Below are 26372 nucleotides of genomic sequence, written 5' to 3' on the forward strand. Positions count from 1 at the left end.
AAAACAGAGAGTTTCTCTCTGTTTTTATTATACCTTATAACACGCTTGCGTGCCCTTGATAAACGGCGCCAAATCCGGCATCGACCGTAATCTCCTGCCCGTCTTTTAAAATCGACGTCGCGTTTTCTACACCGACAATAACAGGAATGCCGAGGCTTAACCCAACGACTGCGGCGTGGCTCGTTAATCCGCCTTCCTCGGTAATAATCGCCGCCGCTTTTTCTAACGCTTCCATCATGTCAGCATCTGTGTTGCACGTCACTAAAATGCCGCCTTCCACCATTTTGCTGATAGCCTCTTGTGCCGTTTTCGCAATAATCGCCTTTCCGAACGCCGACTTACGACCAATTCCTTGCCCTTTCGCGATAATGTCTCCAATCACATGGACTTTCATCAAGTTCGTCGACCCCGTTTCTCCAACTGGAACTCCAGCGGTAATGACAACTAAATCGCCATGTTTTACTACTCCTGATTTTATCGCTGCTTCCACGGCAATATCAAGCATTTCATCGGTCGTGTTCACTTGTGGTGCAACTTGCGAGTATACTCCCCATATGAGCGCCAATTTGCGTGATACAGATTCGCTGGAAGTAACGGCTACAATCGGTGCTTTTGGACGATATTTTGACACCATGCCTGCCGTTTTTCCGCTCACCGTCGGCGTTACAATCGCAGCCACGTCTAAATTTAACGCCGTATGCGCAACAGACTGGCCGATGGCATCAGTAATCGTCGTCGCGCTTTCTTTTGTCCGTTGTGCTAATATTTCCCGATATTGCAGCGCTTGTTCCGTACGCAAAGCAATTTGGTGCATTGTTTTTACCGCTTCGACCGGATAGCTTCCTGCCGCTGTTTCTCCTGATAACATCACCGCATCTGTTCCATCAAAAATCGCATTCGCGACATCGCTTGCCTCCGCCCGCGTCGGTCTTGGGTTGCGCTGCATCGAATCTAGCATTTGTGTAGCCGTAATAACCGGTTTGCCAAGCATATTGCATTTTTTAATTAGCGCTTTTTGGATAAGCGGCACTTCTTCAGCTGGAATTTCCACACCAAGATCGCCGCGCGCCACCATAAGCCCATCAGCGACTTCTAAAATTTCATCAATATTATCGACACCTTCTTGATTTTCGATTTTTGCAATGATTTGAATATGAAGCGCGTCGTTTGCTTCAAGCAGTTCGCGGATTTCCAACACGTCGGAAGCGCGCCGCACAAATGAAGCGGCGATAAAATCAATACCTTGCTCGATGCCAAACAAAATATCTTGGCGATCTTTGTCCGTAATGCCTGGCAAATTGACACGAACACCAGGCACGTTGACTCCTTTTTTATTTTTCAATACGCCGCCATTCAATACTTTCGTTACGATTTCGCGCGCTTGTCGATCAACCGAAACTACTTCTAATCCGATTAAACCGTCGTCGAGAAGAATTTTTGCTCCAGGAGTAACATCATCAACTAGCTTTTCATATGTAACGGAAATTCTTTTCGGCGTTCCAAGCACTTCTTTCATCGAAATGATAAGCTGTTCTCCTTCTTTTAGCTCAATCGCTCCATTTTCCATATTATGCGTACGAATTTCCGGACCTTTCGTATCTAAAAGAATAGCTACCGTTTTCCCTGTCCGTTTTACCGCTTCGCGAATGTTTTGAATACGCCGCCCATGTTCCGCATAATCGCCATGGGAAAAATTTAAGCGCGCTACGTTCATTCCAGCATGGATCAATTCCACAAGCTTGTCTACACTTTCGCTAGCAGGGCCAATCGTACAGACGATTTTCGTTTTCCGCATCATCATTTTTTCTTCCTTTCCATCGGAAATATACTAAATGGATAGCTCTTTCGACAACAAATACATTTTTTGATCAACCGTATGTTTTTTCGCCAACGCTTCCGTAATATCATGGTCGACAAGCTGATTGTTTTGGATGCCGACGCAACGCCCGCCTTTGCCTTCTAACAATAGTTCTACTGCCCGAGCGCCTAAACGGCTGGCGAGCACGCGGTCAAATGCGGTTGGAGAACCGCCGCGCTGCACATGCCCTAGCACCGTCACGCGCGTCTCAAACCCTGTCGCTTCTTGAATTTTCTTTCCAAATTCGACCCCGCTTCCGACACCTTCGGCAACGATAATAATGCTATGTTTTTTGCCGCGTTCATGTCCGCGTTTTAACCGAGCAATAATATCATCCATATCGTAATCGGCTTCTGGAATTAAAATCGTTTCCGCTCCTCCGGCAAGCCCTGACCATAACGCGATATCCCCAGCATGACGTCCCATTACTTCAATTACATATGTCCGTTCATGCGATGTAGCGGTATCGCGAATTTTGTCGATCGCATCAATCACCGTGTTTAAAGCCGTGTCAAAACCAATCGTAAAATCCGTTCCAGGAATGTCGTTGTCGATCGTTCCCGGCACGCCGACACAAGGAAAACCGTGCTCTGTTAGCTTTTTCGCTCCTTGGTAAGAACCGTCTCCACCGATAACGACTAATCCTTCGATGCCGTGTTTTTTCAATTGTTCAATTCCTTTTAACTGCCCTTCTTCTGTCTTAAATTCCGGACAGCGCGCCGTATACAATATCGTTCCACCGCGATGGATAATGTCGCCGACATCTCCCACTTCCAACTTTTTTATTTTTCCAGCGATTAAACCAGCATATCCATGGTACACTCCAAATACTTCTATTCCATGGTAAATCGCCTTGCGGACGACGGCACGGATCGCCGCATTCATACCTGGTGAATCTCCGCCACTTGTTAATACACCTATACGTTTCATGTTGCCACCTCAATTCGTTAATTCGTTCATTGTTTCACAAAACATCAAAAACGTCCGACCTCATACGTTAAAATCCATTAACATTCTATAAAATAACACGAAGCATAGAAGAACACAATAGACAGCGGTTAAATTATTTATGAAAAAATGGTTAACAATATAGCAAAGCTGTCTCCAGCATGAGACAGCCTCGCTTTTATTTTACCCGAAGATTGTCGTGAAGAAACGTAAATTGCCCAATTTGTTTAAACTTTTCATATCGTTGTCGAACAAGCGCTTCGCCGTCTAGCTTTAGCAGTTGCGTTAGCGATCGTTTCAACACCTTATCGATTTCCGCCGCCTGTTGGTCGACATCTCGGTGGGCGCCGCCGCGAACCTCCGGAATGATCTCGTCAATAATGCCAAGCTCTTTTAAATCGTCTGCTGTAATTTTCATCGTTTCCGCCGCACGGCGGGCAAGCGACGCATCTTTCCACAAAATCGCCGCGGCTCCTTCAGGAGAAATAACAGAATAAGTCGAGTTTTCCAGCATATGAATATGGTTTCCGACACCAAGCGCAAGCGCGCCGCCACTTCCACCTTCCCCGATCACGATGCAAACGATCGGTACAGTCAGTCCAGCCATTTCAAACAAGTTTCTAGCAATCGCCTCGCTTTGCCCGCGCTCTTCCGCCGCTTTTCCCGGATACGCTCCTTTTGTGTCAATAAAGCAAATGATGGGGCGGTGAAATTTTTCAGCTTGTTTCATCAAACGCAGCGCCTTTCGATATCCTTCCGGATGCGGCATTCCAAAATTGCGCCGAATATTTTCTTTCGTATCTTTTCCACGCTGATGGCCAATGACCGTCACCGGCAAACCATCATATTTAGCGATTCCTCCGACAATCGCTTCATCATCTCCAAAACAGCGGTCTCCGTGGCATTCCAAAAAGTGAGTAAACAACCGCTCAATGTAATCAAGCGTTGTCGGACGGTTTGGATGACGCGCGATTTGCACGCGATCCCATGGAGTTAAATTCGCGTATATGTCGTTTTCCAACTTCGCAAGGCGCGCTTCCAATTTTTCAATTTCCGAAGAAAGATCTACGTCCGTAGTTTTCATAAATTCTTTTAACTCGCTAATTTTTTTGCGCAACTCGATAAGCGGTTTTTCAAATTCTAGTTCTGCCACCATCCGTGTTCCCCTCCCCGATGATGAATGTCGAGCACGGTCGTTAATGTATCTTTTAAATCATGGCGATGAATGACGGCATCAAGCTGCCCATGCTTCAATAAAAACTCCGCTGTTTGGAAATCTTCTGGAAGTTCCTCGCGCACCGTTTGCTCAATGACACGGCGGCCCGCAAAGCCGATGAGCGCTCCCGGTTCCGCAAAATTATAATCCCCTAATGAAGCAAAGCTTGCCGACACTCCGCCTGTCGTTGGATGTGTCATTACAGAGATAATCAGCCCACCCTCATCGCTAAACCGTTTAAGGGCGGCGCTCGTTTTTGCCATTTGCATTAAACTTAATACCCCTTCCTGCATGCGCGCTCCTCCAGAAGCGGTAAAAATAAGAAATGGCACATGGCGTTCTCCTGCTTTTTCAATCGCACGCGTAATTTTTTCCCCTACGACGGAGCCCATGCTTCCCATTCGAAACGCCGAATCCATGACAGCGATGACAAGCGGGTGTCCATTTAACGTTCCTTCGCCAGTAATGACCGCTTCGTTTAAGTTCGATTTCCGGCGATCTTCTTCCAGCTTTTCCATATATCCCGGAAACTGCAACGGATTGACTGATATCATGTCGGCATCATACTCATGAAAGCTTCCTTCGTCTAACAAACTATTAATCCGTTCGCGAGACGGCATCGTATGATGATAGCCGCAGCTCATGCAAACCCGTAAATTTTTGATCAGTTCCTTCGTGTACATAATTTTTTTACACTTTGGACATTTTGTCATAATCCCTTCTGGAACTTCATGCCTCATTTGTTCGGAAGGAATCGATGCATATTTTTTCTTTTTCGTAAACAAGTCTTTCCACATGAGGTGTTTCCTCCTTCGCATTGTCGCTCTACCACTACTACTGTATCGGAAATAAGTTGCACTTTTTGTAAAAAAGCGTCATCTTTCTTTCGACAATGGGTTTTGTGTTGCTGCTTCCCATAGTTTGATAACAGCAGCAACGTCCCGCTTCGCAAACGCTTTTAACATTTGTTCATAAAAATCGTCCGGAAATGAAACGATGCCATGGATCGTTTGAAAAAAGTCATGAAGCACGCGCCAAATCCGCTCAAGTAAATAGTTTTGCGCAGCCGCCGTCACCCATTTGCAAAAAAGTTCGTAATCGATCGTTTTTTGGCGGATCATTTTTTCAAGGTGAGCGAATTCTTGTTCTGTCCAACGCTGGCAGGCAAGCTGCAAACAAAGTCGCTCAATAAGCCATTTCGTTTCTGCTAAATCTTCTTTTGCACGTTCATCTTGCAAAATAAACATTCCAAGCAAATCAATCAGCCGATGATTCCCCACTTCTTTGATATACGTTCCTTCTCCGCGCCGCGTTTCAATTAAACCGAGGAATTCCAGCGCCCGCAACGCTTCTCTTACCGAAGAACGCCCAACTTTCAGCCGCTCTGATAGTTCTCGCTCGGAAGGAAGCTTATCGCCAGCGACAAGCCCGTCTTCTTTTATCATCTTCCGAATTTGTTCGAGCGTTTCTATATACACTTTCGCGTTTTTTACTTGCTATCCCTCCCTGAACGCTTTCCTTTTGCGTTTTTCGCGACATCATTACCGACACAAAAAGATGCATTTTTCCTCTGTTTTCCTTCACTGGTCTGACCACCTAATGTTTATACGATATAACAAAATTAAAAAATAGTAAAGAAACGTCATTTTACTACAATATGATCTTCGCCTAGCAACGCTTTCAACGCGGTGATACACTCATCCGTTAACTCCACATCATACTCTTCCGAAAGCTTCACCATCTTTTGTTCTTGTTCGTAATATAAAAACACAGGAGTGTTTCCGTGATGCTTTTGCAATAGCTCTTTTAACGCAAATAATGTTCCAGCGACGATCTGCTCCGGATCAATTTTTATGTAAAGCGCCGCGGCGAGCGCTGGAGCCAACACTTTGCGAATAACCAACTGCGGCTTTCCCGCACGAATATCTACTTTTCCTTCTAATAACTGCACTTCTCCTTTTTTTAAAGCGGAAGCATAACGGCGATATACATCCGGAAACGCAACCGCGTCCATTTCCCCGCTTTCATCGCTAATCGTAAAAAAGGACATTTCCTCTCCTTTTTTCGTCCTCGTCTTTCTCTCTTGCATAATATACGCTCCGACTTTCACAAGGCGGTCCGTTTTTTCTCTTATTACACTCATCACCGGCCGCGCTCCCGCCAAGCGAAACGTTTTCCGATGCACGGATGTTGGATGCGGAGAAACGTAAACACCGAGCAGCTCTTTTTCGTGCATTAGCTTTTCTTCCAGAGAAAAAGGAGGCGCTTCGACATATTTCGGCTTTAACGATATATCGGAAAATAACCCTTCTCCGACATATGGGCTGACAAGCTGGGCATGCTCTAAAGCGACATCCATGCTCGCCAACAGCGCCGCCCTTTCGACGCCAAATTCATCAAAGCAGCCGGACAAAATTAAGGATTCTATCGTTTTTCGGTTGACGCCTTTTCCAAATAAACGGACACAAAAGTCAAAGAAGTCGGCGAAAGGTCCTTTTTTCCGCTCTTGCACAATCGCTTTCACCGCCGCTGCCCCAACGTGTTTCACTGCAGCCAAGCTGTAGCGGATTTTTTCGTGTTCGACCGAAAAAGAATAGCGGCTTTGATTAATGGAAGGCGGCAGCAATTCGATCCGCTTTTGCCTTGCCTCATAAATATATAAAGCCACTTTTTCCTCATCGCCGATTGCGCTCGTTAACAGCGCCGCATAGAAATAAAGAGGATAATGGGCTTTTAAATAAGCAAGCTGGTAAGAAAGCATGCTATAAGCGACGGCATGGCTTCGGTTAAATCCGTAGTTGGCAAAGCGAACGATCATATCATACAAATCGTTGGCAAACGATTCGTCATAGCCTTTTTCCATACAGCCGCTTACAAACGCATTCCGCTGTTGATCCAAAATTTCCTTTTTCTTTTTCGCAATCGCCCGCCGCAACAAATCTGCTTTGCCTAGCGAAAAACCAGCGATGTTGGCGGCGATTTGCATAATTTGCTCTTGATAAATAAGGACGCCGTACGTCGGCGCTAAAATCGGCGCCAAATCTGGATGGAGATAAGAAGCTTGTTCTTCTCCGTGTTTTCTTCTTATATACGAAGGGATGTAATCGATCGGGCCCGGCCGGTACAGCGCGTTCACCGCGACGATATCCTCGAATTGCGACGGCTTTAGCTGCTTTAACACACGCTTCATTCCATCAGACTCTAACTGAAAAATTCCGTTTGTATCCCCCTCGCTTATTAATTCATATGTTTTGCGGTCATGAAGCGGAATCGCCCGTACATCGATCGTTTTGCCCGTTTGCTGCTGAATAAGGCGGCATATATGTTCAAGCAATGTTAACGTGCGCAATCCAAGAAAATCCATTTTTAATAGACCAAGCTGCTCCAACACATCCATCGGATATTGCGTTAAAAACAATTCACCATGCCCTTGTTGCAACGGAACGATTTGCGAAAGCGGCTCGCTGCTAATGATCACACCGGCCGCGTGCGTCGAGGTGTGGCGCGGAAGTCCCTCCACTTTCATTGCCGTGAAAACCCATCGTTTCATCAAAGCGGAAGACTGAACCGCCTGGCGAAAAGCAGGCGATTGATCATATGCTTCTTGAATCGTAATTCCGTGTTTGTTAGGAATATGCTTTAGGATGCTTTCCATCTCTTTCGCATCGATCTGCAACACTTTGCCAATGTCGCGGAGGGCCGCCTTGGCGCCAAACGTGCCGAACGTAATAATTTGCGCCACATATTGTTGCCCGTATTTATTGGCGACATATTGAATTACTTCTTCGCGGCGGTCATCGGGAAAATCAATATCGATATCCGGCATCGACACACGTTCCGGATTTAAAAACCGCTCGAATAAAAGGCCGTATTGAATCGGATCGACGTTTGTAATATAAAGCGTGTATGCGACAAGCGACCCTGCCGCTGATCCTCGCCCAGGCCCTGTGACAATCCCTTGTTTTCTGGCGAAATTCATAAAATCCCAAACGATCAAAAAATAGTCGCTAAAACCCATTTGCCGAATGACATTCAATTCATATTCTAGCCGTTCTATGTAGCGATCAGAAGGGGAAGGAACCCGTTCGCGCAACCCTTCTAGGCAAAGGCGGCGCAAATAATCGTCAGCGCTCTCCTTCGTTGGCACGGGATATTTCGGCAGCTTTAACGAGCCAAAATCAATATCAAAACGACATTGTTCAGCGATTTTCCAGCTGTTTTCCACCGCCGCAGGCAAATCGGAAAACCGCTCCTTCATTTCTTCTGGCGATGTTAAATACCGTTCCCCCGCTATCTCTATTTCTCTTCCCATCACAGTCCCATGTTTCACCGCCAATAAGCAGCGGTGCACAAACGCATCTTCCTTTTCGATATATTGAACATCATTTGTCGCTACAAGCGGGGTATTTGTTTCTTCTCCTAAGTCGATTAGCTTCTGTTCATACGGTTCTTTCCGCTTATTTTCCCCCCGCTGCACGGCAAGATAAAAGTCAACCTCAAAAATTTGCTTATACCGCTCTAATACTTGCTTTGCTTTTGTTATTTCGCCATGTGCGAGCAATGTTTCAATTTGTCCGCTATTTCCCGGAGTTAACGCAATTAATCCGCTGCGGTAATGCCATAGCCATTTTTCCGGAATTCCTTCGCTTGTTTTCGTTTGAATCGTACTGCTAATTTTCATTAAATGTCGGTAGCCTGTTTCATTTTTTGCTAATAACACGAGCGGATATGCCTCTTCCCCTTCGAGCACAACGTCCGTGATCATTCCAATAATCGGCTGAATGCCGTAATGTTTGCATTCCATGTAAAAGGGAATCGCGCCATACAATACGTTTTCATCCGTTAACGCTAACGCAGGAAATTGCAAATCTTTCGCCTTTTTCACTAAATCGCTAATTTTCGCCGAACTTTTTAACAAACTGTAGCAGCTGCGAACGTGAAGGTGAACAAACGACAACGCTCTCCCTCCTTTTCCTTCATTATAGTGGACAAAACTTTTTCGTTGCAAAACATACTCTTTTCTGTTCGTCCATATATATAGTAAAAGAAAGGGTGGGGCGAGGATGGAAGAAAAAATGGCATTTTTGCCTGCATTTATCCAAAGTTATTTTATCGCCGCCGGTGTGTTGCTAGGCGGTGCGATGATCGGGGCGCTTGGCGCGTTTTTAAGCGGGGAACAGCCGCTTACGGCAATGTATCGATTTGCTGGTGATTTGCGAATTTGGGCTGTTGTCGCCGCCATCGGAGGGACGTTTGATACGTTTTATATGGTGGAACGGGGCTTCTTTTTTGGGGAAACTCGCGATATTATTAAACAGTTTCTTCTCATTCTTTCTGCGATGGGAGGCGCACAGACAGGTGTTACCATCATTACTTGGCTGACGCAGGAGCACATTTCTTCATGAGAATCCCGCCTTATTATCGCTATCCAACATGGCAGCGTTTTTTCGCCGGGGCCGCGATCGGAGCGCTGATCAGCTGGTTTGTTTTTTTGCATTTATTCGGCGTTTTGCAAGAAAAACAAGTTCGCCAAATCATCGAACTTCAAGACAAAATTGCCGATTTGGAAAACGAAATCCGCATTTGGCAGGAAGACTACGTCGAACAGAATAAAATAAACAAAAAAAAATTGATGGTACAAGAAATTTCTGTCCACCTCGTCAACGCGGAGCAATATAAACTTGACTCTTATACGACATTTCGCATTGAAGAAAGCGTAAAGGAAGATATTTCTCACTTAAAAGCAAAAGATATCGAAACCGTTTATAACAGCCGGGAGTTGCTAAAGCGTGCTATTGAAAACAAAACATACACCATTAACGAGCAACCGTATAAGCTGGAAATTCATCATCTGTTTGTCTTTACTACCTTATCGATTGAACTAAAATTAAAGCCGCTGCCTTCCTCATAAAAGAGAAAATGTCCCGGATCTTGCCATACCGGGACATTCCTTCACTTTATTGAGAAAGACACGCTGCTTTCAAATCTTCGATGACGCGGTCCGCGTCCTCCCACGAATAAATCGAAGCTCCCGCAGCGAGCGGATGCCCGCCGCCGCGATATTTTTTCGCTACTTCATTCACAATCGGACCTTTGGAACGAAGGCGGACGCGAATTTCTTTTTCTTCCTCGATAAAAAATACCCATGCGACAATTCCTTCGATATTGCCAAGCAGGCTCACGAGCTGCGATGCTTCCGAAGGAGTGACGCCATATTGTTCCAGCAGCGATTTCGGCATTTTTACCGCCGCCACGCCTTCTTCGGATACCGTAAAGTTTTGCAGTACATATCCGCTTAAATGCGCCACGTTTAACTTCGTATTATATAATCCGTCGTATATCTCCGCTAATGAAAATCCGTATTGAATCAGTTCGCTCGCATAACGAAACGTTTTTTCGCTCGTTCTCGGAAAAAGAAAACGGCCCGTATCCCCGACAATGCCCGCGTAAATAAGGCGCGCTGCTGCTTTTGTCATCACAAGTCCTTCTTCTTTTCCCGCCAAATAAAACTCATAAATCATTTCGCTTGTGGAACTTGCGTTTGTATCGACCCATAAGATGTCTCCATACGGATCTTCGTTTGGATGATGGTCAATTTTAATTAATTTTTTGCCAAGGCGGTAGCGGTCGTCACAAATCCGTTCTTGGTTGGCGGTATCACAAACGATCACAAGCGCGTTGTCATACGTTCGATCATCGATCACATCCATTCGCCGCAAAAATTGCAACGACTCCTCGTCGTTTCCAACCGTATACACCGTTTTTTCCGGAAAAGATGCCTTCAAAATCTCCGCTAATCCTCCTTGAGAACCGTACGCGTCAGGATCTGGACGAATATGGCGATGAATGATAATCGTATCAAATTGCTGAATTGCTTTTAAAATTTCCAAACATTTCTCTTTCATCTTTCTTCCCCTTTTTTGCGACTGTATTTTCTTTCATTATACGCGAACAAGAAAGGTCATTGCTAGAATTCTTCCTCATTTCTATGTACAATAAGATAGAAAGAAATGATGGAGGGTTTTATTTATGCCAACACTTGTAATTTTCATTATATTTTCCTTTTCTTTTTACGTCTATTATAAAATCAAATATTTTCGCTCCCACCGGCCGATGGAACGGCGTTGGCTTTCTGCCAAATCGAGCATTGCGCTCGGGTTGTTTGTCTTTCTGTTTGGCCTCAACCAGTTTTTTCTTCATTCTTCTACTGTCACTTATATCGTTGGGACCGTTTTCTTGCTGGTTGGCGCCGGAAGCGCATGGGCAGGCTATCGCGCCTATAAATATTATTTACCTCTCGTTTTGGAAGAAGCGAAACAAACAGCAAAAAACGGGGCGTAAGTCGCGTCCCGTTTTTTATGCGACCGCTAGCGGTCGATTAATTGGCACATCATCAGCGCTTTTCCGACGACAACGCCTTCGTTATACACTTCGACATCAACTTTCCCAAATTTCCGACCCATTTCTAACAGCTTCGCTTTTACCTCGATCGTGCTGTCGATTTGCACAGGTTTAATAAAATAAATCGTAATGTTTTCGATCACCAAGTCGCCTCGTTTATATGCACGAAGCGCGCGTGTCGCCGCTTCCGTGACAATCGTCGTAAATACTCCGTATGATAGCGTTCCTAAATAATTTGTCATTTGCGGAGTAACCGTGCAGCGAAACATATCTTCTTTTCCATTGCCATCAGCTTCGCTAAAATGGCTTGTAATAATATCATCGATCGTCTCGCCGACTTGCGGTTGGCGTTGAATCATCTGGAGCGCTTTTAATACGTCTTGGCGGCTGATAATTCCTTGGAGGCGATTATGTTCGTCAACAACTGGCAAAAGCTCGATGCCTTCCCATACCATAATATGTGAAGCGGAGGCGACCGACGTTTTTCCTTTTACCGTAATCGGGTGTTTCGTCATCGCCTTTTCGATCGGCAGCTGGCGGTCAAAATCAAGCACATCTTTCGCGGTAACGATCCCTTGTACTTTCCACTGCTGATCCACAACTGGAAAACGGCTATGTCTCGTTTCGCGATTGAGTTCATACCATCGTTCAATCGGATCGGTAGCATATAAATATACCGTTTTTTCAAGCGGTATTAAAATATCTTCGACGAGAACGATTTCCTTTTTGATGAGCTGGTCGTAAATCGCTCGGTTAATCATCGTTGCCACTGTAAACGTATCGTAGCTTGTCGAAATAATCGGGAGCTGCAGTTCATCCGCCAATCTTTTCACATGTTCTTCCGTATCAAATCCCCCGGTAATTAATACGGCCGCTCCAGCTTTCAACGCACGTTCATGCGCTTTCGTACGGTTTCCGACAATCAACAAATCGCCCGCTCCCGTATAGCGCATCATCGCCTCTAGCTTCATCGCACCAATAACGAAGCGGTTCAGCGTTTTATGCAATCCTTCGCGCCCGCCTAGCACTTGCCCATCGACAATATTGACGACTTCGGCATACGTCAGCTTTTCGATATTTTCTTTTCGCTTCTTTTCAATGCGAATCGTACCAACACGTTCAATCGTGCTGACATACCCTTTATTTTCCGCGTCTTTAATGGCGCGATAAGCCGTCCCCTCGGTTACTCCCATTTCCTTTGCGATTTGCCTTACCGAAATTTTTTCGCCGACCGGTAAGCTATTAATGTATTGCAAAATTTGCTCATGCTTTGTCGCCAAATCTCTTCACCCTTTACATGATGTCCTATTTTCATTATACGGGCGAAACAAATCCAATTCAATGAAGCGACAGACACACTTGCTTTTAAAAAAAGCGCCTCATTCCGAGACGCTTTTTCATTATTATAATTCTATACTTTCACCTGGTTTTAATACACGTCCCACGCCATCAGGGAGCATCGCCACAAATTGTTGCGGATCTTGAGCAATCGCCGGGAACGTATTGTAATGAATCGGAACGACGATTTTCGCACGAAGCCACTCTGCCGCAAGCGCTGCATCTTCCGGTCCCATCGTGAAATTATCCCCGATTGGCAAAAACGCGACATCAATGTCGTTGCGTTCCCCGATCAGCTTCATATCGGAAAACAATCCGGTATCTCCAGCGTGATAAATCGTCTTTCCTTCCGCGGTGAATAAAATTCCTGCCGGCATTCCTGTATAAATGATTTGCTTGTCTTCCGTCACATAGCCTGAACCGTGAAACGCCTGCGTCAATTTGACTTTTCCAAAATCAAATTGATGCGCTCCGCCGATATGCATCGGATGGGCGTTCACTCCTTGCCACCCTAAATATGTAGCTAATTCAAAAGGAGCGACAACGAGCGCGTTGTTTTTCTTGGCGATCTGCACCGTATCGCCGACATGATCGGTATGGCCGTGTGTAAGCAAAATCGCATCCGCCTTCACATCTTCTACTTTTAAATCTGTCACACCATTGCCGGTAATAAACGGATCAATGAAAATCGTTTTTCCATTCGTTTCAATTTTCACAACAGAATGCCCATGATACGTTACTTTCACGATCATCCTCCCCTTTCGCCATTATTATATTCGCGACGGCTGAGGTGTTTCCCTGCCCGCGCACTCATAAACATTTACATTTTGCCATATTCCTGCTACTCTCAAAATATAGAAAGGAATGGTGTCACATGAACAAACGACTTCACTTATTTTCCGAGTGGCTTCAAGAACAACATATTTCATTTGCGCTTATTACGTCAAGTCCGAACGTTTTTTATTTAAGCGGATTTTATTGCGACCCGCATGAACGGCTTTTAGCGTTGCTCGTCTTCCCGCACGAAGAGCCTGCGCTAATTTGCCCGCAAATGGAAACGGCGCGCGCAAGGCAAGCTGGATGGTCATATGAAATCATCGATTATGGCGATACAGACAATCCGTGGCAGCTGCTGGAACGACATGTTCGCGCTAAAAACATAAAAATCGAGCGAATCGCTGTCGAAAAAAGCCATCTTTCTCTCGAACGATATGAACAGCTTCAAGCATATTTCCAAGCGCACGCGTGGCTAAATGCGGAAGAAAAGCTGCGGCAATTGCGAATGATCAAGGAAGAAAAAGAAATCGCCATATTGCGCCAAGCGGCGGAACTTGCCGACTACGCCGTCGAAATAGGCGTAAACGCAATCGCCGAAGGAAAAACGGAATTAGATATTATCGCGGCGATTGAATACGAAATGAAGAAAAAAGGCGTGCGTGAAATGTCGTTTGCCACGATGGTGTTAGTTGGAGAAAACACAGCAAACCCTCACGGCGTGCCAGGACTTACACCTATTCGTAAAGGCGACTTTGTTTTGTTTGATTTAGGTGTGATTGTAGATGGCTATTGTTCGGATATTACAAGAACCGTTATATTCAAAAGTGCGACAGAAGAACAAAAATGGATTTATGACACCGTTTTGCGCGCACAGCTGGCGGCGATTGATGCATGCAAACCAGGCGTGGAAATCGGCAGCGTCGACCGCGCCGCAAGATCGATCATCGAACAAGCCGGGTATGGCCCGTATTTCACGCATCGCGTCGGTCACGGCCTAGGCATTGAATTGCACGAATATCCGTCTATGAACGCGGCAAACGAGATGCCGCTAGAACTCGGCATGACGTTTACGATCGAGCCGGGCATTTACGTTCCTTCCGTCGGCGGCGTCCGCATTGAAGATGACGTGTTTATCACCGATAACGGTGCAGGAATTTTAACGAAATATCCGAAAGAACTTATGATCGTTTCATGAAACAAAAAAAGAGCAGTATTTCCAGTTTTACCAAAACCGCGCTCTTTTTTTGTAAAAAGAAGGTCAAGTTAATTTAAAAGCAATCGTCGCTCCTCGCACATGTTCAGCATATGCAACGCGGCAAATCCCTTGCCGCTTTTTCCTCATCAATGAGTTTTGCATGTGTCATTAGCAAATACACGCAAAAACACCTCACTTTGTGTAGTGAGGTGTTTTTTTGGAAATGCCTCATTGCCGGTAACGATGAATCACATTTACCCCACCTGTCACATCGATGATCGCGCCTGTAATCATATCGGAATCTTCCTCGCATAAAAAAGCGATAACGCGAGCGATATCTTCCCCTGTCCCTGAGCGTCCAATCGGAGTTGTAGCGTCTTTTATCGAACGCGAATAGGCAATCGTTGCCTCTTTCATCTCTCCGACGATATTGCCTGGGCAAACCATATTTGCGGTAATGCCATACTCCGCTTCTTCAAGCGCAATTGTTTTCGTTAACGATACTAAGCCGACCTTGGCGGCGCTGAACGCGGACCGATGCAGCCATCCAGGCGCTTCCGCCGCTCCTTGGAATCCGTATGTAATAATGCGGCCAAACCGTTGTTTTCTCATCACTGGAATCGTTTTTTTCAACAAATGAAATACAGCGCTTAAATTTCCCTCAATCATTTCGTACCATTCGTCTTCCGTGTAATCAACCAATTTTTTTCGTTCAAAAATGTACGGCCCCGCATTATTGATTAAAAAATCGATTCGTCCAAACCGATCGAGCGCCGCATCCACAAGAGCAAATAAATCTTCTTTTTTCGTGACGTCACCGCGAACAAATTGCAGCCGTTCCTCGAGATGGGCGTATTTTTTTTGCAGCGACCGCACCGCCGCTTCATCGCTTCGGTAATTGACGGTTACGGAATATCCTCTCTCCAGCAACAGTTCTGTTACTTTTCTCCCCAGCCCTTTCGCTCCGGCTGTGATGAGGGCATGTCGCACAATCACTCCTCCTCACCTTTAACAACTTTTTATCTTGTCTTTACTTTACTATAAATATATGTCTAAACGCATCCATCCTGTCTTAAAAAATCATGGCGAATCAACGCCATGAGGCACGAAACAACTTACTCGCCAACTTCGCGCTCTGGGTGATAACGAGGTTCATCGCGAGCAACAACACCGCTATCATACGCATCGATAATTTGCTCGCTAATCGCTTTTACTTCATCTTCATCATCATATAATCCTTTACTACTGTTTTTTTCCATTGTCTCTGCTCCTTTTTCATAAAAATATCATAATATACAGTAGTTTCTCATGCAGTTTATAAGGTATACTAATAATAGAGATAGTATTTTTATCCAAAGGGGGAGTGGAGAACAATGGCAATGACGTACAAAACGATCGTCGTTGCGGTAGATGGTTCGAAAGAAGCGGAGTGGGCATTCAAAAAAGCGATCGAAATCGCCAAACGCAATAATGCGAAGCTTATTCTTTCCCACGTCATTGATTTGCGGGGGTTTGCGGCCGTTGAGGTGTATGACCGCGCCGCTGTTGAACGTGCTGAAGAGTACGCAAAAGAACTGCTAAGCGGTTACCAACAACAAGCGGTTGCCGCTGGATTAAGCGACGTTGTCATTGACATTGAATTTGGTTCTCCAAAAGCGAAAATCGCTAAAGACATAGCGCCAAAATATAAAGCTGATTTAATCATCTGTGGCGCTACTGGATTAAACGCGGTCGAACGTCTCTTAATCGGAAGCGTCTCCGAACATATTACTCGTTACGCAAAATGCGACGTGCTTGTTGTCCGGACGGAAAAAGAGCTGAATGATGAATAAAGCAAAAAAACACTCCGTGGCGTAAACTACGGAGTGTTTATTATTTCTTTCGCTTTTTCCAGCGCTTTTCTGACTTCCGCAAATCCCGTACCGCCAGCGCTGTTGCGGCGGTTTACAGCCGTGTACGGCTTTAGCGCTTCATATATATCGTCTTCAAACAGCGGTGATGCCTCTTTATACACTTCGAGCGGCAAATCAGCTAAAAACACGCCTCTTTCAATGCAAGTCAGCACGAGTTTGCCAACAATCTCATGCGCTTCGCGGAACGGCACCCCTTTGTTCGCCAAGTAGTCGGCAAGTTCGGTGGCGTTCGAAAAATCTTGTTTTGTCGCTTTTTCCATCACATCGGCGTTTACTTTCATCGTTTTAATCATGCCAGCAAAGATTTTCAGCGATCCAGTGACCGTTTTCACCGTATCGAACATGCCTTCTTTATCTTCTTGCATATCTTTGTTGTACGCAAGCGGGGTTCCTTTCATCACGGTCAACAGCGCCAATAAATGGCCGTACACCCGCCCCGTTTTGCCGCGGATTAACTCCGCCATGTCCGGGTTTTTCTTTTGCGGCATAATGCTGCTTCCGGTCGCAAACGCGTCATCGATTTCGATAAACTGAAACTCTTGGCTCGACCAAAGGATCAACTCTTCGCAAAAACGGGATAAGTGCATCATGAGCATAGCGCTGTTGCTTAAAAATTCGATGATAAAATCGCGGTCGCTCACCGCGTCGATGCTGTTTTCGTAAATGCCAGCAAAGCCAAGCAGCTCGGCAGTCAAATGCCGGTCGATCGGAAACGTCGTGCCGGCGAGCGCCCCTGCTCCGAGCGGCGATTTATTAATGCGCTTTAACGATTCGCGGAATCGCTCGCGGTCGCGCTCAAGCATCCAAAAATACGCGAGCAAATGATGGGCAAACGAAATCGGCTGCGCCCGCTGCAAATGCGTATACCCCGGCACAATCGTTTCCACGTGCTCTTCCGCTTTTTCGACAAGCACCTTTTGCAGCTCTTTAATCAATTCGATAATTTCGTTGACGCGTTTGCGCAAATATAAGTGCATATCGGTTGCCACTTGGTCGTTGCGGCTTCTTCCTGTATGCAGTTTTCCGCCGACCGGGCCAATTTCATCGATAAGCATTTTTTCAATGTTTAAATGAATATCCTCATAAGCGACGGAAAATTCAAGTTTCCCTTGTTTCGCTTTTTCTAGCAGCGCAAGCAGTCCGGCTTTGATTTTTTCGACATCCTCGCTTGGCAAAATTCCGCATTTGCCAAGCATTGTGACGTGAGCGATGCTGCCTTCAATATCTTCTTCGACTAACTCTTGATCGAATGGGATCGACGCGCCAAACTCGTCGACCCACTCTTCCGCCGTTTTCGTGAAACGTCCTCCCCAAAGCTTTTTCACACGGTCACCTTCTTTTGATTGTTGACGATGCTGTATACTTTCGTCGGCAATCCGTACAAGGAAATAAAGCCAACGGCCGCTTGATGGTCAAATTGGTCATCCGCCGTATATGTCGCAAGCTTTTCATCATACAAGGAGAATTCCGATTTGCGCCCTTCCACGATGGCATGGCCTTTGAACAGTTTTACGCGCACCACACCGGTTACGTTTTTTTGCGTTTCTTTTAAGAAAGCGACAAGGGCATCTTTGATCGGCGAGAACCATAAACCGTTGTAAATGACTTCCGTCAATTTTTGCTCGATGATCGGTTTAAAATGTGCGACTTCTCTTACAAGCGTCAAATCCTCCAATTCTTTATGCGCTTTAATTAACGTTATCGCTCCAGGGCATTCATATACTTCGCGCGATTTAATGCCTACCAAACGGTTTTCGACATGATCGATGCGTCCCACCCCATGTTTTCCGGCAATCGCGTTTAACTCCAAAATTAAATTGGCGAGCGAATACGGTTTGCCGTTTAATGTTTTCGGAACGCCTTGTTCAAAACCGATTTCGATGATTTCTGGGACGTCCGGCGCATTTTCCAACGATGCCGTTAATTCGTACGCTTCTTCTGGAGGAGCCGCCCAAGGGTCCTCTAAAATACCACACTCGTTGCTTCTTCCCCATAAGTTTTTGTCAATCGAAAACGGGCTATCGATGTCAACTGGAATTGGAATGCCATGCTTTTTCGCGTATTCGATTTCTTCTTCGCGCGACCAGCTCCATTCGCGCACTGGCGCTACGACTTCTAAGTTCGGATTCAACGCTTTAATCGACACTTCAAAGCGAACTTGGTCGTTTCCTTTTCCCGTGCACCCGTGCGCGACGGCAACCGCTCCTTCCAATTCGGCAATTTCGACGAGCTTTTTCGAGATGAGCGGGCGAGATAGCGCAGAAACGAGCGGATATTTTCCTTCATAAAGCGCATGCGCCTGCAATGCAATAAGCGCATATTCATTGGCAAACTCTTCCTTGACGTCAATGACGTAAGACTTAATCGCTCCGACTTTCAACGCTTTTTCTTTTATAAAATCAAGATCTTTTCCTTCGCCAAGATCTAGACAGCACGCGATGACATCATAGCCTCGCTCTTGCAGCCATTTAATTGCAACAGATGTATCTAAACCACCGGAATACGCCAACACAATTTTCGGATTAGTCATATCGTTTTCCCCTTCCCTTTCACATAAATATACTTATATATAAATAAATATTCATGAACTATATTATCACTTTATCAGCTTTTCTAATGTTTTTCAATAGTTATTCATAAAAAAGTATAAAAATACTGACATTGGCTCTTTCCACTCTTTTTTATACAATAGGGATATGGGGAAGTGAGGGAAATAGCATGGAACAATATTTTATTTATGACGAGCGGCTTGGTATTTTGCTGCCGAAACTCGAAAAAGACTGGGAAGACTATAGCGAAGCGGAACAACAAGCGATTTTGCTGCGCTGGGAAACCATTCGCGGAACGATTCCCGACCGCATTGCTGAACTGGAAAAGATCATTAGCAAAAAACAAGACGAGTTGAGCGAGGAAAGTGATTTTGCCCGCTCTTGCCAATTAAATTCGGAAATAGCGGAGCTCGCCTCAGTGATTAACGATTTATGGATTTGGTATCGCCTGAATCAAACAATATCGACGCGCGCGCATCAACAATAGGATTCTAGCACTGTCCTTCGCACTAAAAACAAAAAAGTGTCCGCTTCCTTAAACGGACACTTTTTCCTTTTCATCGCAAATCTTTTCTTATTTCCCGCACCACATGACTAATCTCCGGCAAAATCAATTTCGTCATCGCAAGGCGCACCGCTCCCGACGATCCGGGCGTAGAAAAAATCGCCGTATCGTTTGCCACCCCGGCGATCGCCCGTGATAGTATCGCCGCTGACCCGATATCTTCCGTATAGCTTAACATGCGAAACAGCTCGCCAAAACCGACAATTTCTTTTTCAATGATTTCTTTTACCGTTTCAATCGTCACATCTCTTTTGGCGATGCCGGTGCCGCCGTTAGTTAGCACCGCGTCGATGTCCGCCTGTTCGCATCCGCGTAAAATCGCAGTGCGGATCGCTTCTTTTTCATCTTTCACAATTTCGTAACTGACAACTTCATGGCCAGCTTCTTTCAATAAATCGATCATTAATTTTCCGCTTTTGTCCGTATCGATGGTTCTTGTGTCGCTAATGGTAATGACTTTGCAGCGGACGACACGCGGCGCTTCTTTTTTATGTTCCGTTACACTCATATCGATCACCCATTTCATTATACATTGTGTCTTTTTTATTTCCTAGATGGTGTTGCAAAACTAGAATAAAAATTCGAAGTGATGCATAAGATCGCAGCATAACACATACCACAAATATCGGTTCATAACAGCACAAGTTTTTTACAAAAAAGCAACCTTTCATATCCATTTTGAATATGAAAAAGGTTGCTTTAACATGTCTTCGTTAGTTACAAGTTTAAGTTTCTATTTGTAAATTTAAGATAAAAATTCATAAATTTGCCAACCGGACAACGTCCCGAGCGATCATGACTTCTTCGTTCGTTGGGATGACTAGCACTTTTACCGGCGAATGCGGATAGCTGATGAATGCTTCTTTGCCGCGTACTTTATTTAATGCAGGATCCCAGTATACCCCCATAAATTCGAGGCCGCGCAATACTTTGGCACGGATCAGTTCACTGTTTTCACCAATTCCAGCAGTGAAAATAATCGCATCAACCCCGCACATGCGCGCCGCATAAGAACCGATATATTTATGAATGCGGCTCGCAAACACTTCAAGTGCCAATTCTGCGCGTTCGTGTCCTTCCGCCGCTGCTTTTTCCAAATCGCGCAAGTCGCTAGAAATGCCGGAAATGCCAAGCATTCCGCTTTTCTTATTTAATACTTCGACTACTTCTTCAGCGGTCATTCCCGTCTTTTCCATAATATAAGGGATGAGCGCCGGATCAATGTTTCCAGAACGCGTTCCCATCGCCACGCCGGCGAGCGGCGTAAAGCCCATGGACGTATCGATCGATTTTCCTCCTTCTACTGCAGCGATGCTGGCTCCATTTCCGAGGTGGCAAGAAATGAGGCGGAGATGTTCAATCGGGCGGCCGAGCAATTCAGCGGCACGTTGTGTGACATATTTATGTGATGTGCCATGGAAGCCGTATTTGCGAATGCCGAATTTTGTATAATATTCATATGGGAGGCTATACAAAAACGACTGCTCTGGCATCGTTTGATGAAACGCCGTATCAAATACCGCCACGGCAGGCACATTCGGCAGCACTTCTTGAAACGCTTTAATGCCAGTAATGTTTGCTGGATTATGAAGGGGAGCAAGTTCGGATACTTCTTCGATTTGCTTTAATACTTCATCTGTGATGAGTACGGAATCACTGAATTTTTCGCCGCCGTGCACAACACGGTGACCAATTCCGTCAATTTCATCAAACGAGCGAATAATGCTGTGCCTCATGAGCCTGTCGAGCAGCATTTTCACGGCTACTGCATGGTTTGGAACTGCTGTGACTTCTTGAAATTTCTCGCCATTGACGGTGATCGTAAAAATGGCGTCATCAAAACCGATTCGTTCCACTATTCCTTTTGTCAAAACCTTTTCGCTTGGCATTTCAAATAATTGAAACTTTAATGATGAACTGCCGGCGTTAATCGCTAAAATTTTCGCCATATTTCCAAACAACTCCCTTAATCATTCATCTTTTGTCATTATCATTATTTTGTTCAATTTTTCACTATTTCACTATACCTTTTTCATTGTATGATTGTTCACAATCTCTTTCAAGCAAATTCTGCAATGTAATCGATTGCAAATTTATGTTTTTATCTTTCGAAAATAGAAATAGTTACTATCTTTTGAAAATAAAAAATAGTTCCCGCTCATCGTCGGGAACTGTTTTACTTTCCTTTTTCTTCCGTGATCCATTCATCAATTTTTCGCATCATTGCCCGCATCGCTTGTTTATTGGAGAAACGCGGAAGTTCCGCCAAGAGCGCTTTTTTCGGAGCTCTTACGTTTTCCCCTTTCTTTTGCAAAATAAAAATGCTTTTTGCCGCCCGTTCTGTTTTAAACATCGACAGCGGCAGCTGCAACAGCCCTTGAATGACCGCATACTCTTTAATAAATTCATGCAATTTTGCCGCCTGATCGCTTGAAAATAGGGTGTTCGGAATTAAGAAAAATAAGTAACCGCCTTCTTTCGTATAATATAAGCTTTGTTCAATGAATAAATGATGGGCGTACGAATGTCCTTCTTCCGCCTTTAAAACAAAGCGAGAAGCGTTTTCTTTATGCGGGTAATAACCGACGGGCAAGTCGCAAACAACTACGTCAGCAAGTTCGACAAATAGCGGCTGCAAACCATCTTGATTAAAAAGCTGAATCTCGTGTTTTTGTAAATTTGCGTTCACATACGCCAGCTTGATTAATACATCGTCTATTTCCACACCGTAACTTTTCGTTTGCTTTCCTTTAAGATGGTTAAGCACCGTTGTCAGCAAATTCGCTGTGCCGACGGCGGGATCAAGAATCGTCAAGGCAAAATGTTTGCGAGTGAATTGATTGACTAAATAGCTTATAAATAAACTAACCGCATCCGGAGTCATTTGATGATGCGGCTGCGTATATTCTTTCATCCCTTTTAACACCGCAAGCTGAAACGCTTTTCGTATTTCTTCGTTCGTAAACCGCTCAAGTTGAATGTCGCTATATTGTTTTTTCAAGCGCTGCGCATTTATTTCGCTCACTTCTTTTTGAAGAACGTCGCCGTGAAACACGTTTTCTCCCGTCTCCGCCACCGCTTCTAAATACGTGCATTGTAATTCCTCTTGCAAGATTTTCGCCGTTTCATCAAACAGCGTAAACAAACGTTCTACTGGAGTTGCCATGTTTCTCCACCTTTCCGGTAAGTGTCCAATAGTTTATTGTACGACGGGCATGATATGATGGCAAGAATATTAAACATATGAAAAGACCTCGAAACGATCGAGGTCTTTTCATTAATATTTATTTCGCCGCTTTTGCCGCTTCGATTGCCGCTTCGTAGTTCGGATGATTTGTCACTTCCGGCACATATTCTACATATGTTACGGTATCATTGCTGTCAATGACAAACACCGCGCGCGCCAATAAACGCAATTCTTTAATAAGTACGCCGTACGCTTGCCCAAACGAAACATCGCGATGGTCAGAAAGGACTTGTACGTTTTCCACACCCGCAGCACCGCACCAGCGTTTTTGCGCAAACGGCAAATCAACGCTGATCGTCAATACTTTTACGTTATCCAATTTCGCCGCTTCTTCATTAAACCGGCGTGTTTGTGCATCGCAAACGCCCGTATCCAAAGACGGAACGACGCTGATTAAGCGAACATGCCCTTTCGTATCAGCGAGCGTGACTTCCGATAAATCGTTAGCCAGCACTTTAAAATCAGGAGCTTTGTCCCCCACCTTTACTTCGTTGCCGACTAATGTTACCGGTTTTCCTTTAAATGTCACTTGTGCCATTGGTTTTCCCCCTTGAAATTAATGTTACTATTGTCATCATAAAGGGAACACCAAAAAATTGCAATGATTTCCACTAATTTAAATGTTAAAATCTTGTTTTTGTGTTGATGGTGGCGAGTCATTTTTATTTTTCTTCAACATTGTTTGTATTTTTTCAATCGCTTCCGGTGCTACGTCGAGAATTTTTTCATATAAATGAGTGCTTTCGTCAAGATGAAGCAACTTTACTCCCGAAGAGTTGACAACCAAAAAAGCGATTGGGGTAATCGAAACACCGCCGCCGCTTCCACCGCCAAACGGATGCTCGCTCGTCTGCGTCTGGTTAGACGCCTGTTGCTGGCTGACGCCGTTTTTGTTACCATCCATCATAAATTCACTGCCGCCCGCGGCAAATCCAAACCCTACTTTGGAAACCGTTAAAATCACGCTCCCATCCGGTGTTTCCACCGGATCTCCAATGATCGTATTGACATCGATCATTTGTTTTAAATTTTCCATCGCAGTTGTCATCAACCCTTGAATTGGATGATTGTTCATGCGAGATTCCTCCTAGTAGCTTTCATTTGCATTCTTGGTGACAAACGTGTTTCTTTTCGGAAAACGATTGCCACGCCAATATTTCACCATTCGTATTCCTGCTAACATAGCATGCCCGATTCGAAAATGAATCATACATACGAATTTTGTTTCGGAAGCAGCTTCATGAAAAGATGGAGTAATCATAAAAAAAGGGGATGTTTTTAGTTTCATATATTTGCTGAAAAACGCGAGCAAACTGTATTTCAACGACCATCCTAACCCGACAATCATCCCTGTCGTCGCTGCATTCCCTGTTCCGATTTTCGTCTGCCATTCGAATTTTGTGATCGATATATGTCCAAGAAATTTTTTTATAATTTCATTCAGCCGTACGACATGCTTGGCAAACTCCTTTGCTTTCTGAAAATTATCCATCATTTCCTTCGGCGTATACTTGCTTCGCTTCATCATGCCTTTCGAAATAGCTTCTATTGTTTCTTTATGGGCAATGACAACGCCCGGAGACTCTTTATCTATTTTTACAAGCGGTATATGTATCGTATAACGAATCATTCCAAATAACGTTTGAAACGTAATTTTCCATTCATCATCATCTTGTGCGTGTTGAAAAAAAATCGTAATCGACAATTTCATCATCGATACCAAAAAAAGTAAGAAAAAAAACAGGACAACGATACAAACGACCAGTTTCAACCTCAGCACTCCCTTTCATCATGCTATTGTCGCCATATACCAAAAAAAATAAACCTGCCAATATGGCAGGTTTATTCGTAAATGACGAGCGTATCAGCGAACTGGTCGTGCATCCCTTTTTTCTTTTCGGAAAAAGCGACAAAAAGAAATCCGATAAATAAAATTGTTTTTGCGATAAATTTTCCGATCACTTCACGAAACAATACTGTCGTCCATGTCAACGGCTTTCCTGACTCATCGATCACTTTCATCCCAAACACCATTTTTCCTAACGTTTGTTGAAAAAACTTCGTCATCAATACAAAATACGCGTAAAATATCACGGTTGTAGCAATTGTCGCCGGCGCGAACATGCTCGTCCGCTCGACCGAAATATCGAGCAGATGAAAAAGCGGAAACACAAGCAGGCGGTTGATGCTGCCGACAACAAGCAAATCGAGCAAATATGCCCAAAAGCGCATCCAAAACCCGGCATAGCGCACATGCATAGACGCATTGGCGCAAGTTTCGTTTCTTGTCTCTGCTGGAATGGACAAATACTCTCCAGTCATTGTTTCACTTCCTTTATTCAGCATATAAATACATTAAGCGTGGCGACGAAGGTTTAGAGAGCAATTTGATTAATTCGGTCGCTTCATGCTTTGGCGCTACAGTCCGATTTAGCCCCATTTTAAATAAAGAACCGAACGAAAAGTCATTCGTATATTTCACGACTTGCGCATCGGCCAAATCGTAGTCTTTTTTTATCGCGGCAATCGTGTCGTCTAAATAGCCGAACTCATCGATCAGCTTTAACTGCTTCGCTTGGCGGCCGTCATAAATTCGGCCATCCGCTATTTTGCGCACTTCGTTTTCCGGAAGGTGTCTACCTTCCGAAATTACTTTGACAAACCCTTCATAAGAATTATGGATTAATCGCTGCAATATTTCTTTTTCTTCTTCCGTCATCTTTCTTGTCGGGTTCATAATATCTTTATACGGCCCGCTTTTAATCGTAACAAGCTCCACGCCATATTTTTTAGCAAGCCCCTCATAATTTAAACTTTGCATAATTACTCCTAACGATCCGGTCAGCGTCTCCGGGCTTGCGAAAATTTTATCGGCTGCCGTTGAAATGTAGTATCCTCCAGAGGCCGCCATCGCCCCCATGGAAACATAAATCGGTTTTTTCGTTTCTTTCTTTAACTTAAGCAGTTGATCGTGAATTTCCGCGCTTTCCACGACACCGCCACCCGGTGAGTTGACGCGCAAAACGATCGCCTTCACCGCATCATCATTTTTCGCCTGTTCAATCATTCGTAAAAATGATTGATGATCATATCCTGACGCGGTAAACAGCGCCCCAGCATCGCCAACATCTTGAATGACCCCGTTTACTTCAAGAACAACGATTTTTTGAGATTGATCGCCATCTTCAAGCACTTCTTCACTAAACTCTTGTTCCGCTAGCGCAAGCCAGTTTTCCGTCCACTTTTCAGCATCATTTGTCACCATTGTCGTAATGACATTGACTAATACTGAAATAATAAATAGTACAGCCGCAATAGACAACGCTATCCAGCGCTTTCGGTTCATCGTTTCTTTCCCCCTATAA

At 44.7% G+C, this 26372-nt stretch carries 27 protein-coding genes; 6 read left to right on the forward strand and 21 right to left on the reverse strand.

Translation table 11 applies throughout. The features are described 5' to 3' along the window. Window positions 1-34 precede the first annotated feature (34 nt). The 6 genes from pyk to dnaE form a co-directional block, all read right to left on the reverse strand. Window positions 35-1798, reverse strand: coding sequence for a pyruvate kinase (gene pyk, locus BM278_RS01465; protein WP_090947622.1), 1764 nt, complete (start codon window positions 1796-1798; stop codon window positions 35-37). Between the two features lie 30 nt (window positions 1799-1828). Further along, window positions 1829-2788 (reverse strand): 6-phosphofructokinase, encoded by a 960-nt coding sequence (pfkA, locus tag BM278_RS01470; RefSeq protein ID WP_090947623.1) that lies wholly within the window; start codon window positions 2786-2788, stop codon window positions 1829-1831. 196 nt (window positions 2789-2984) lie between these two features. Then, complete coding sequence (accA, locus tag BM278_RS01475; RefSeq protein ID WP_090947624.1) at window positions 2985-3962, reverse strand: acetyl-CoA carboxylase carboxyl transferase subunit alpha; 978 nt, start codon at window positions 3960-3962, stop codon at window positions 2985-2987. After that, window positions 3947-4819, reverse strand: coding sequence for an acetyl-CoA carboxylase, carboxyltransferase subunit beta (gene accD / locus BM278_RS01480; RefSeq protein WP_090947625.1), 873 nt, complete (start codon window positions 4817-4819; stop codon window positions 3947-3949). The genes accA and accD overlap by 16 nt, the downstream gene beginning before the upstream one ends. A 78-nt stretch (window positions 4820-4897) precedes the next feature. Beyond that, on the reverse strand, window positions 4898-5500 hold the full coding sequence (locus BM278_RS01485; protein ID WP_090947626.1) for a FadR/GntR family transcriptional regulator: 603 nt from the start codon (window positions 5498-5500) through the stop codon (window positions 4898-4900). 164 nt (window positions 5501-5664) lie between these two features. Continuing rightward, a complete protein-coding gene (gene dnaE / locus BM278_RS01490; RefSeq protein ID WP_090947627.1) occupies window positions 5665-8979 on the reverse strand; it encodes a DNA polymerase III subunit alpha in 3315 nt (1104 codons plus the stop codon). 106 nt (window positions 8980-9085) lie between these two features. Between dnaE and ytrH the strand changes: the two genes are divergently transcribed. Together ytrH and ytrI are read left to right on the forward strand one after the other, a co-directional pair. Further along, window positions 9086-9427 (forward strand): sporulation membrane protein YtrH, encoded by a 342-nt coding sequence (gene ytrH / locus BM278_RS01495; RefSeq protein ID WP_090947628.1) that lies wholly within the window; start codon window positions 9086-9088, stop codon window positions 9425-9427. Continuing rightward, entirely contained in the window at window positions 9424-9933 is a 510-nt protein-coding gene (gene ytrI / locus BM278_RS01500; protein WP_090947629.1) for a sporulation membrane protein YtrI, read from the forward strand. Before ytrH ends, ytrI begins: the two co-directional genes overlap by 4 nt. A gap of 46 nt (window positions 9934-9979) precedes the next feature. Here the strand turns inward: ytrI and BM278_RS01505 are convergent, their stop codons facing one another. After that, window positions 9980-10927 (reverse strand): DHH family phosphoesterase, encoded by a 948-nt coding sequence (locus tag BM278_RS01505; protein WP_090947630.1) that lies wholly within the window; start codon window positions 10925-10927, stop codon window positions 9980-9982. A 124-nt stretch (window positions 10928-11051) separates the two neighbouring features. Here BM278_RS01505 and BM278_RS01510 point away from each other — a divergent pair, with 124 nt between their 5' ends. Next, window positions 11052-11363: a YtpI family protein gene (locus BM278_RS01510; RefSeq protein WP_090947631.1), complete on the forward strand. Its 312-nt coding sequence runs from the start codon at window positions 11052-11054 to the stop codon at window positions 11361-11363. A gap of 26 nt (window positions 11364-11389) precedes the next feature. Here the strand turns inward: BM278_RS01510 and BM278_RS01515 are convergent, their stop codons facing one another. Beyond that, complete coding sequence (locus BM278_RS01515; RefSeq protein WP_090947632.1) at window positions 11390-12703, reverse strand: CBS domain-containing protein; 1314 nt, start codon at window positions 12701-12703, stop codon at window positions 11390-11392. Window positions 12704-12826: 123 nt separating this feature from the next. Then, window positions 12827-13507: a metal-dependent hydrolase gene (locus tag BM278_RS01520; RefSeq protein WP_090947633.1), complete on the reverse strand. Its 681-nt coding sequence runs from the start codon at window positions 13505-13507 to the stop codon at window positions 12827-12829. A 128-nt stretch (window positions 13508-13635) separates the two neighbouring features. On the opposite strand from BM278_RS01520, the gene BM278_RS01525 reads away from it, so the two are divergent. Further along, window positions 13636-14733, forward strand: a complete 1098-nt coding sequence (locus tag BM278_RS01525) for a M24 family metallopeptidase (protein ID WP_090947634.1) — start codon at window positions 13636-13638, stop codon at window positions 14731-14733. A 228-nt stretch (window positions 14734-14961) separates the two neighbouring features. Here the strand turns inward: BM278_RS01525 and BM278_RS01530 are convergent, their stop codons facing one another. Next, entirely contained in the window at window positions 14962-15723 is a 762-nt protein-coding gene (locus BM278_RS01530; protein WP_090947635.1) for an SDR family oxidoreductase, read from the reverse strand. Between the two features lie 125 nt (window positions 15724-15848). After that, the gene (locus BM278_RS18600; RefSeq protein WP_167359562.1) at window positions 15849-15992 is read right to left on the reverse strand and encodes a hypothetical protein; all 144 of its coding nucleotides are present in this window, start codon (window positions 15990-15992) and stop codon (window positions 15849-15851) included. A 114-nt stretch (window positions 15993-16106) separates the two neighbouring features. Here BM278_RS18600 and BM278_RS01535 point away from each other — a divergent pair, with 114 nt between their 5' ends. Then, window positions 16107-16565 (forward strand): universal stress protein, encoded by a 459-nt coding sequence (locus BM278_RS01535; RefSeq protein ID WP_090947636.1) that lies wholly within the window; start codon window positions 16107-16109, stop codon window positions 16563-16565. Window positions 16566-16591: 26 nt separating this feature from the next. Here the strand turns inward: BM278_RS01535 and argH are convergent, their stop codons facing one another. Then, window positions 16592-17971, reverse strand: coding sequence for an argininosuccinate lyase (argH, locus tag BM278_RS01540; protein WP_090947637.1), 1380 nt, complete (start codon window positions 17969-17971; stop codon window positions 16592-16594). Beyond that, window positions 17968-19176, reverse strand: a complete 1209-nt coding sequence (locus tag BM278_RS01545) for an argininosuccinate synthase (RefSeq protein WP_090947638.1) — start codon at window positions 19174-19176, stop codon at window positions 17968-17970. Before BM278_RS01545 ends, argH begins: the two co-directional genes overlap by 4 nt. 188 nt (window positions 19177-19364) lie before the next feature. Here BM278_RS01545 and BM278_RS01550 point away from each other — a divergent pair, with 188 nt between their 5' ends. Further along, window positions 19365-19682 (forward strand): hypothetical protein, encoded by a 318-nt coding sequence (locus BM278_RS01550; protein ID WP_090947639.1) that lies wholly within the window; start codon window positions 19365-19367, stop codon window positions 19680-19682. Window positions 19683-19752: 70 nt separating this feature from the next. Here the strand turns inward: BM278_RS01550 and BM278_RS01555 are convergent, their stop codons facing one another. The 8 genes from BM278_RS01555 to sppA form a co-directional block, all read right to left on the reverse strand. Beyond that, window positions 19753-20268, reverse strand: coding sequence for a MogA/MoaB family molybdenum cofactor biosynthesis protein (locus tag BM278_RS01555; RefSeq protein WP_090947750.1), 516 nt, complete (start codon window positions 20266-20268; stop codon window positions 19753-19755). Window positions 20269-20518: 250 nt separating this feature from the next. Then, window positions 20519-21709, reverse strand: a complete 1191-nt coding sequence (locus BM278_RS01560; RefSeq protein ID WP_090947640.1) for an acetate kinase — start codon at window positions 21707-21709, stop codon at window positions 20519-20521. Between the two features lie 227 nt (window positions 21710-21936). Beyond that, window positions 21937-22926, reverse strand: a complete 990-nt coding sequence (locus BM278_RS01565; RefSeq protein WP_090947641.1) for a class I SAM-dependent methyltransferase — start codon at window positions 22924-22926, stop codon at window positions 21937-21939. A 118-nt stretch (window positions 22927-23044) separates the two neighbouring features. Further along, complete coding sequence (gene tpx / locus BM278_RS01570) at window positions 23045-23545, reverse strand: thiol peroxidase (protein ID WP_090947642.1); 501 nt, start codon at window positions 23543-23545, stop codon at window positions 23045-23047. 78 nt (window positions 23546-23623) lie between these two features. Next, window positions 23624-24082 (reverse strand): GerW family sporulation protein, encoded by a 459-nt coding sequence (ytfJ, locus tag BM278_RS01575; protein WP_090947643.1) that lies wholly within the window; start codon window positions 24080-24082, stop codon window positions 23624-23626. 12 nt (window positions 24083-24094) lie between these two features. Next, window positions 24095-24778, reverse strand: a complete 684-nt coding sequence (locus BM278_RS01580) for a DUF2953 domain-containing protein (RefSeq protein WP_425272954.1) — start codon at window positions 24776-24778, stop codon at window positions 24095-24097. A 71-nt stretch (window positions 24779-24849) separates the two neighbouring features. Then, entirely contained in the window at window positions 24850-25329 is a 480-nt protein-coding gene (locus BM278_RS01585; RefSeq protein WP_090947644.1) for an RDD family protein, read from the reverse strand. Window positions 25330-25342: 13 nt separating this feature from the next. Beyond that, the gene (gene sppA, locus BM278_RS01590; RefSeq protein WP_090947645.1) at window positions 25343-26353 is read right to left on the reverse strand and encodes a signal peptide peptidase SppA; all 1011 of its coding nucleotides are present in this window, start codon (window positions 26351-26353) and stop codon (window positions 25343-25345) included. Window positions 26354-26372 lie beyond the last annotated feature (19 nt).

The sequence above is a fragment of the Parageobacillus thermantarcticus genome, from assembly GCF_900111865.1.
GTDB lineage: Bacteria > Bacillota > Bacilli > Bacillales > Anoxybacillaceae > Parageobacillus > Parageobacillus thermantarcticus.

Excerpts from the sequence above, each read along its gene's own strand:
- ytrH (WP_090947628.1), top strand. The coding sequence starts at position 9,086 with ATGGAAGAAAAAATGGCATTTTTGCCTGCATTTATCCAAAGTTATTTT.
- BM278_RS18600 (WP_167359562.1), bottom strand. The coding sequence starts at position 15,992 with ATGGAAAAAAACAGTAGTAAAGGATTATATGATGATGAAGATGAAGTA.
- BM278_RS01525 (WP_090947634.1), top strand. The coding sequence starts at position 13,636 with ATGAACAAACGACTTCACTTATTTTCCGAGTGGCTTCAAGAACAACAT.
- BM278_RS01550 (WP_090947639.1), top strand. The coding sequence starts at position 19,365 with ATGGAACAATATTTTATTTATGACGAGCGGCTTGGTATTTTGCTGCCG.
- ytfJ (WP_090947643.1), bottom strand. The coding sequence starts at position 24,082 with ATGAACAATCATCCAATTCAAGGGTTGATGACAACTGCGATGGAAAAT.
- BM278_RS01555 (WP_090947750.1), bottom strand. The coding sequence starts at position 20,268 with ATGAGTGTAACGGAACATAAAAAAGAAGCGCCGCGTGTCGTCCGCTGC.
- BM278_RS01565 (WP_090947641.1), bottom strand. The coding sequence starts at position 22,926 with ATGGCAACTCCAGTAGAACGTTTGTTTACGCTGTTTGATGAAACGGCG.
- BM278_RS01510 (WP_090947631.1), top strand. The coding sequence starts at position 11,052 with ATGCCAACACTTGTAATTTTCATTATATTTTCCTTTTCTTTTTACGTC.
- BM278_RS01505 (WP_090947630.1), bottom strand. The coding sequence starts at position 10,927 with ATGAAAGAGAAATGTTTGGAAATTTTAAAAGCAATTCAGCAATTTGAT.
- sppA (WP_090947645.1), bottom strand. The coding sequence starts at position 26,353 with ATGAACCGAAAGCGCTGGATAGCGTTGTCTATTGCGGCTGTACTATTT.
- BM278_RS01560 (WP_090947640.1), bottom strand. The coding sequence starts at position 21,709 with ATGGCGAAAATTTTAGCGATTAACGCCGGCAGTTCATCATTAAAGTTT.
- pfkA (WP_090947623.1), bottom strand. The coding sequence starts at position 2,788 with ATGAAACGTATAGGTGTATTAACAAGTGGCGGAGATTCACCAGGTATG.
- ytrI (WP_090947629.1), top strand. The coding sequence starts at position 9,424 with ATGAGAATCCCGCCTTATTATCGCTATCCAACATGGCAGCGTTTTTTC.
- BM278_RS01585 (WP_090947644.1), bottom strand. The coding sequence starts at position 25,329 with ATGACTGGAGAGTATTTGTCCATTCCAGCAGAGACAAGAAACGAAACT.
- pyk (WP_090947622.1), bottom strand. The coding sequence starts at position 1,798 with ATGATGCGGAAAACGAAAATCGTCTGTACGATTGGCCCTGCTAGCGAA.
- tpx (WP_090947642.1), bottom strand. The coding sequence starts at position 23,545 with ATGGCACAAGTGACATTTAAAGGAAAACCGGTAACATTAGTCGGCAAC.
- BM278_RS01545 (WP_090947638.1), bottom strand. The coding sequence starts at position 19,176 with ATGACTAATCCGAAAATTGTGTTGGCGTATTCCGGTGGTTTAGATACA.
- BM278_RS01535 (WP_090947636.1), top strand. The coding sequence starts at position 16,107 with ATGGCAATGACGTACAAAACGATCGTCGTTGCGGTAGATGGTTCGAAA.
- accD (WP_090947625.1), bottom strand. The coding sequence starts at position 4,819 with ATGTGGAAAGACTTGTTTACGAAAAAGAAAAAATATGCATCGATTCCT.
- accA (WP_090947624.1), bottom strand. The coding sequence starts at position 3,962 with ATGGTGGCAGAACTAGAATTTGAAAAACCGCTTATCGAGTTGCGCAAA.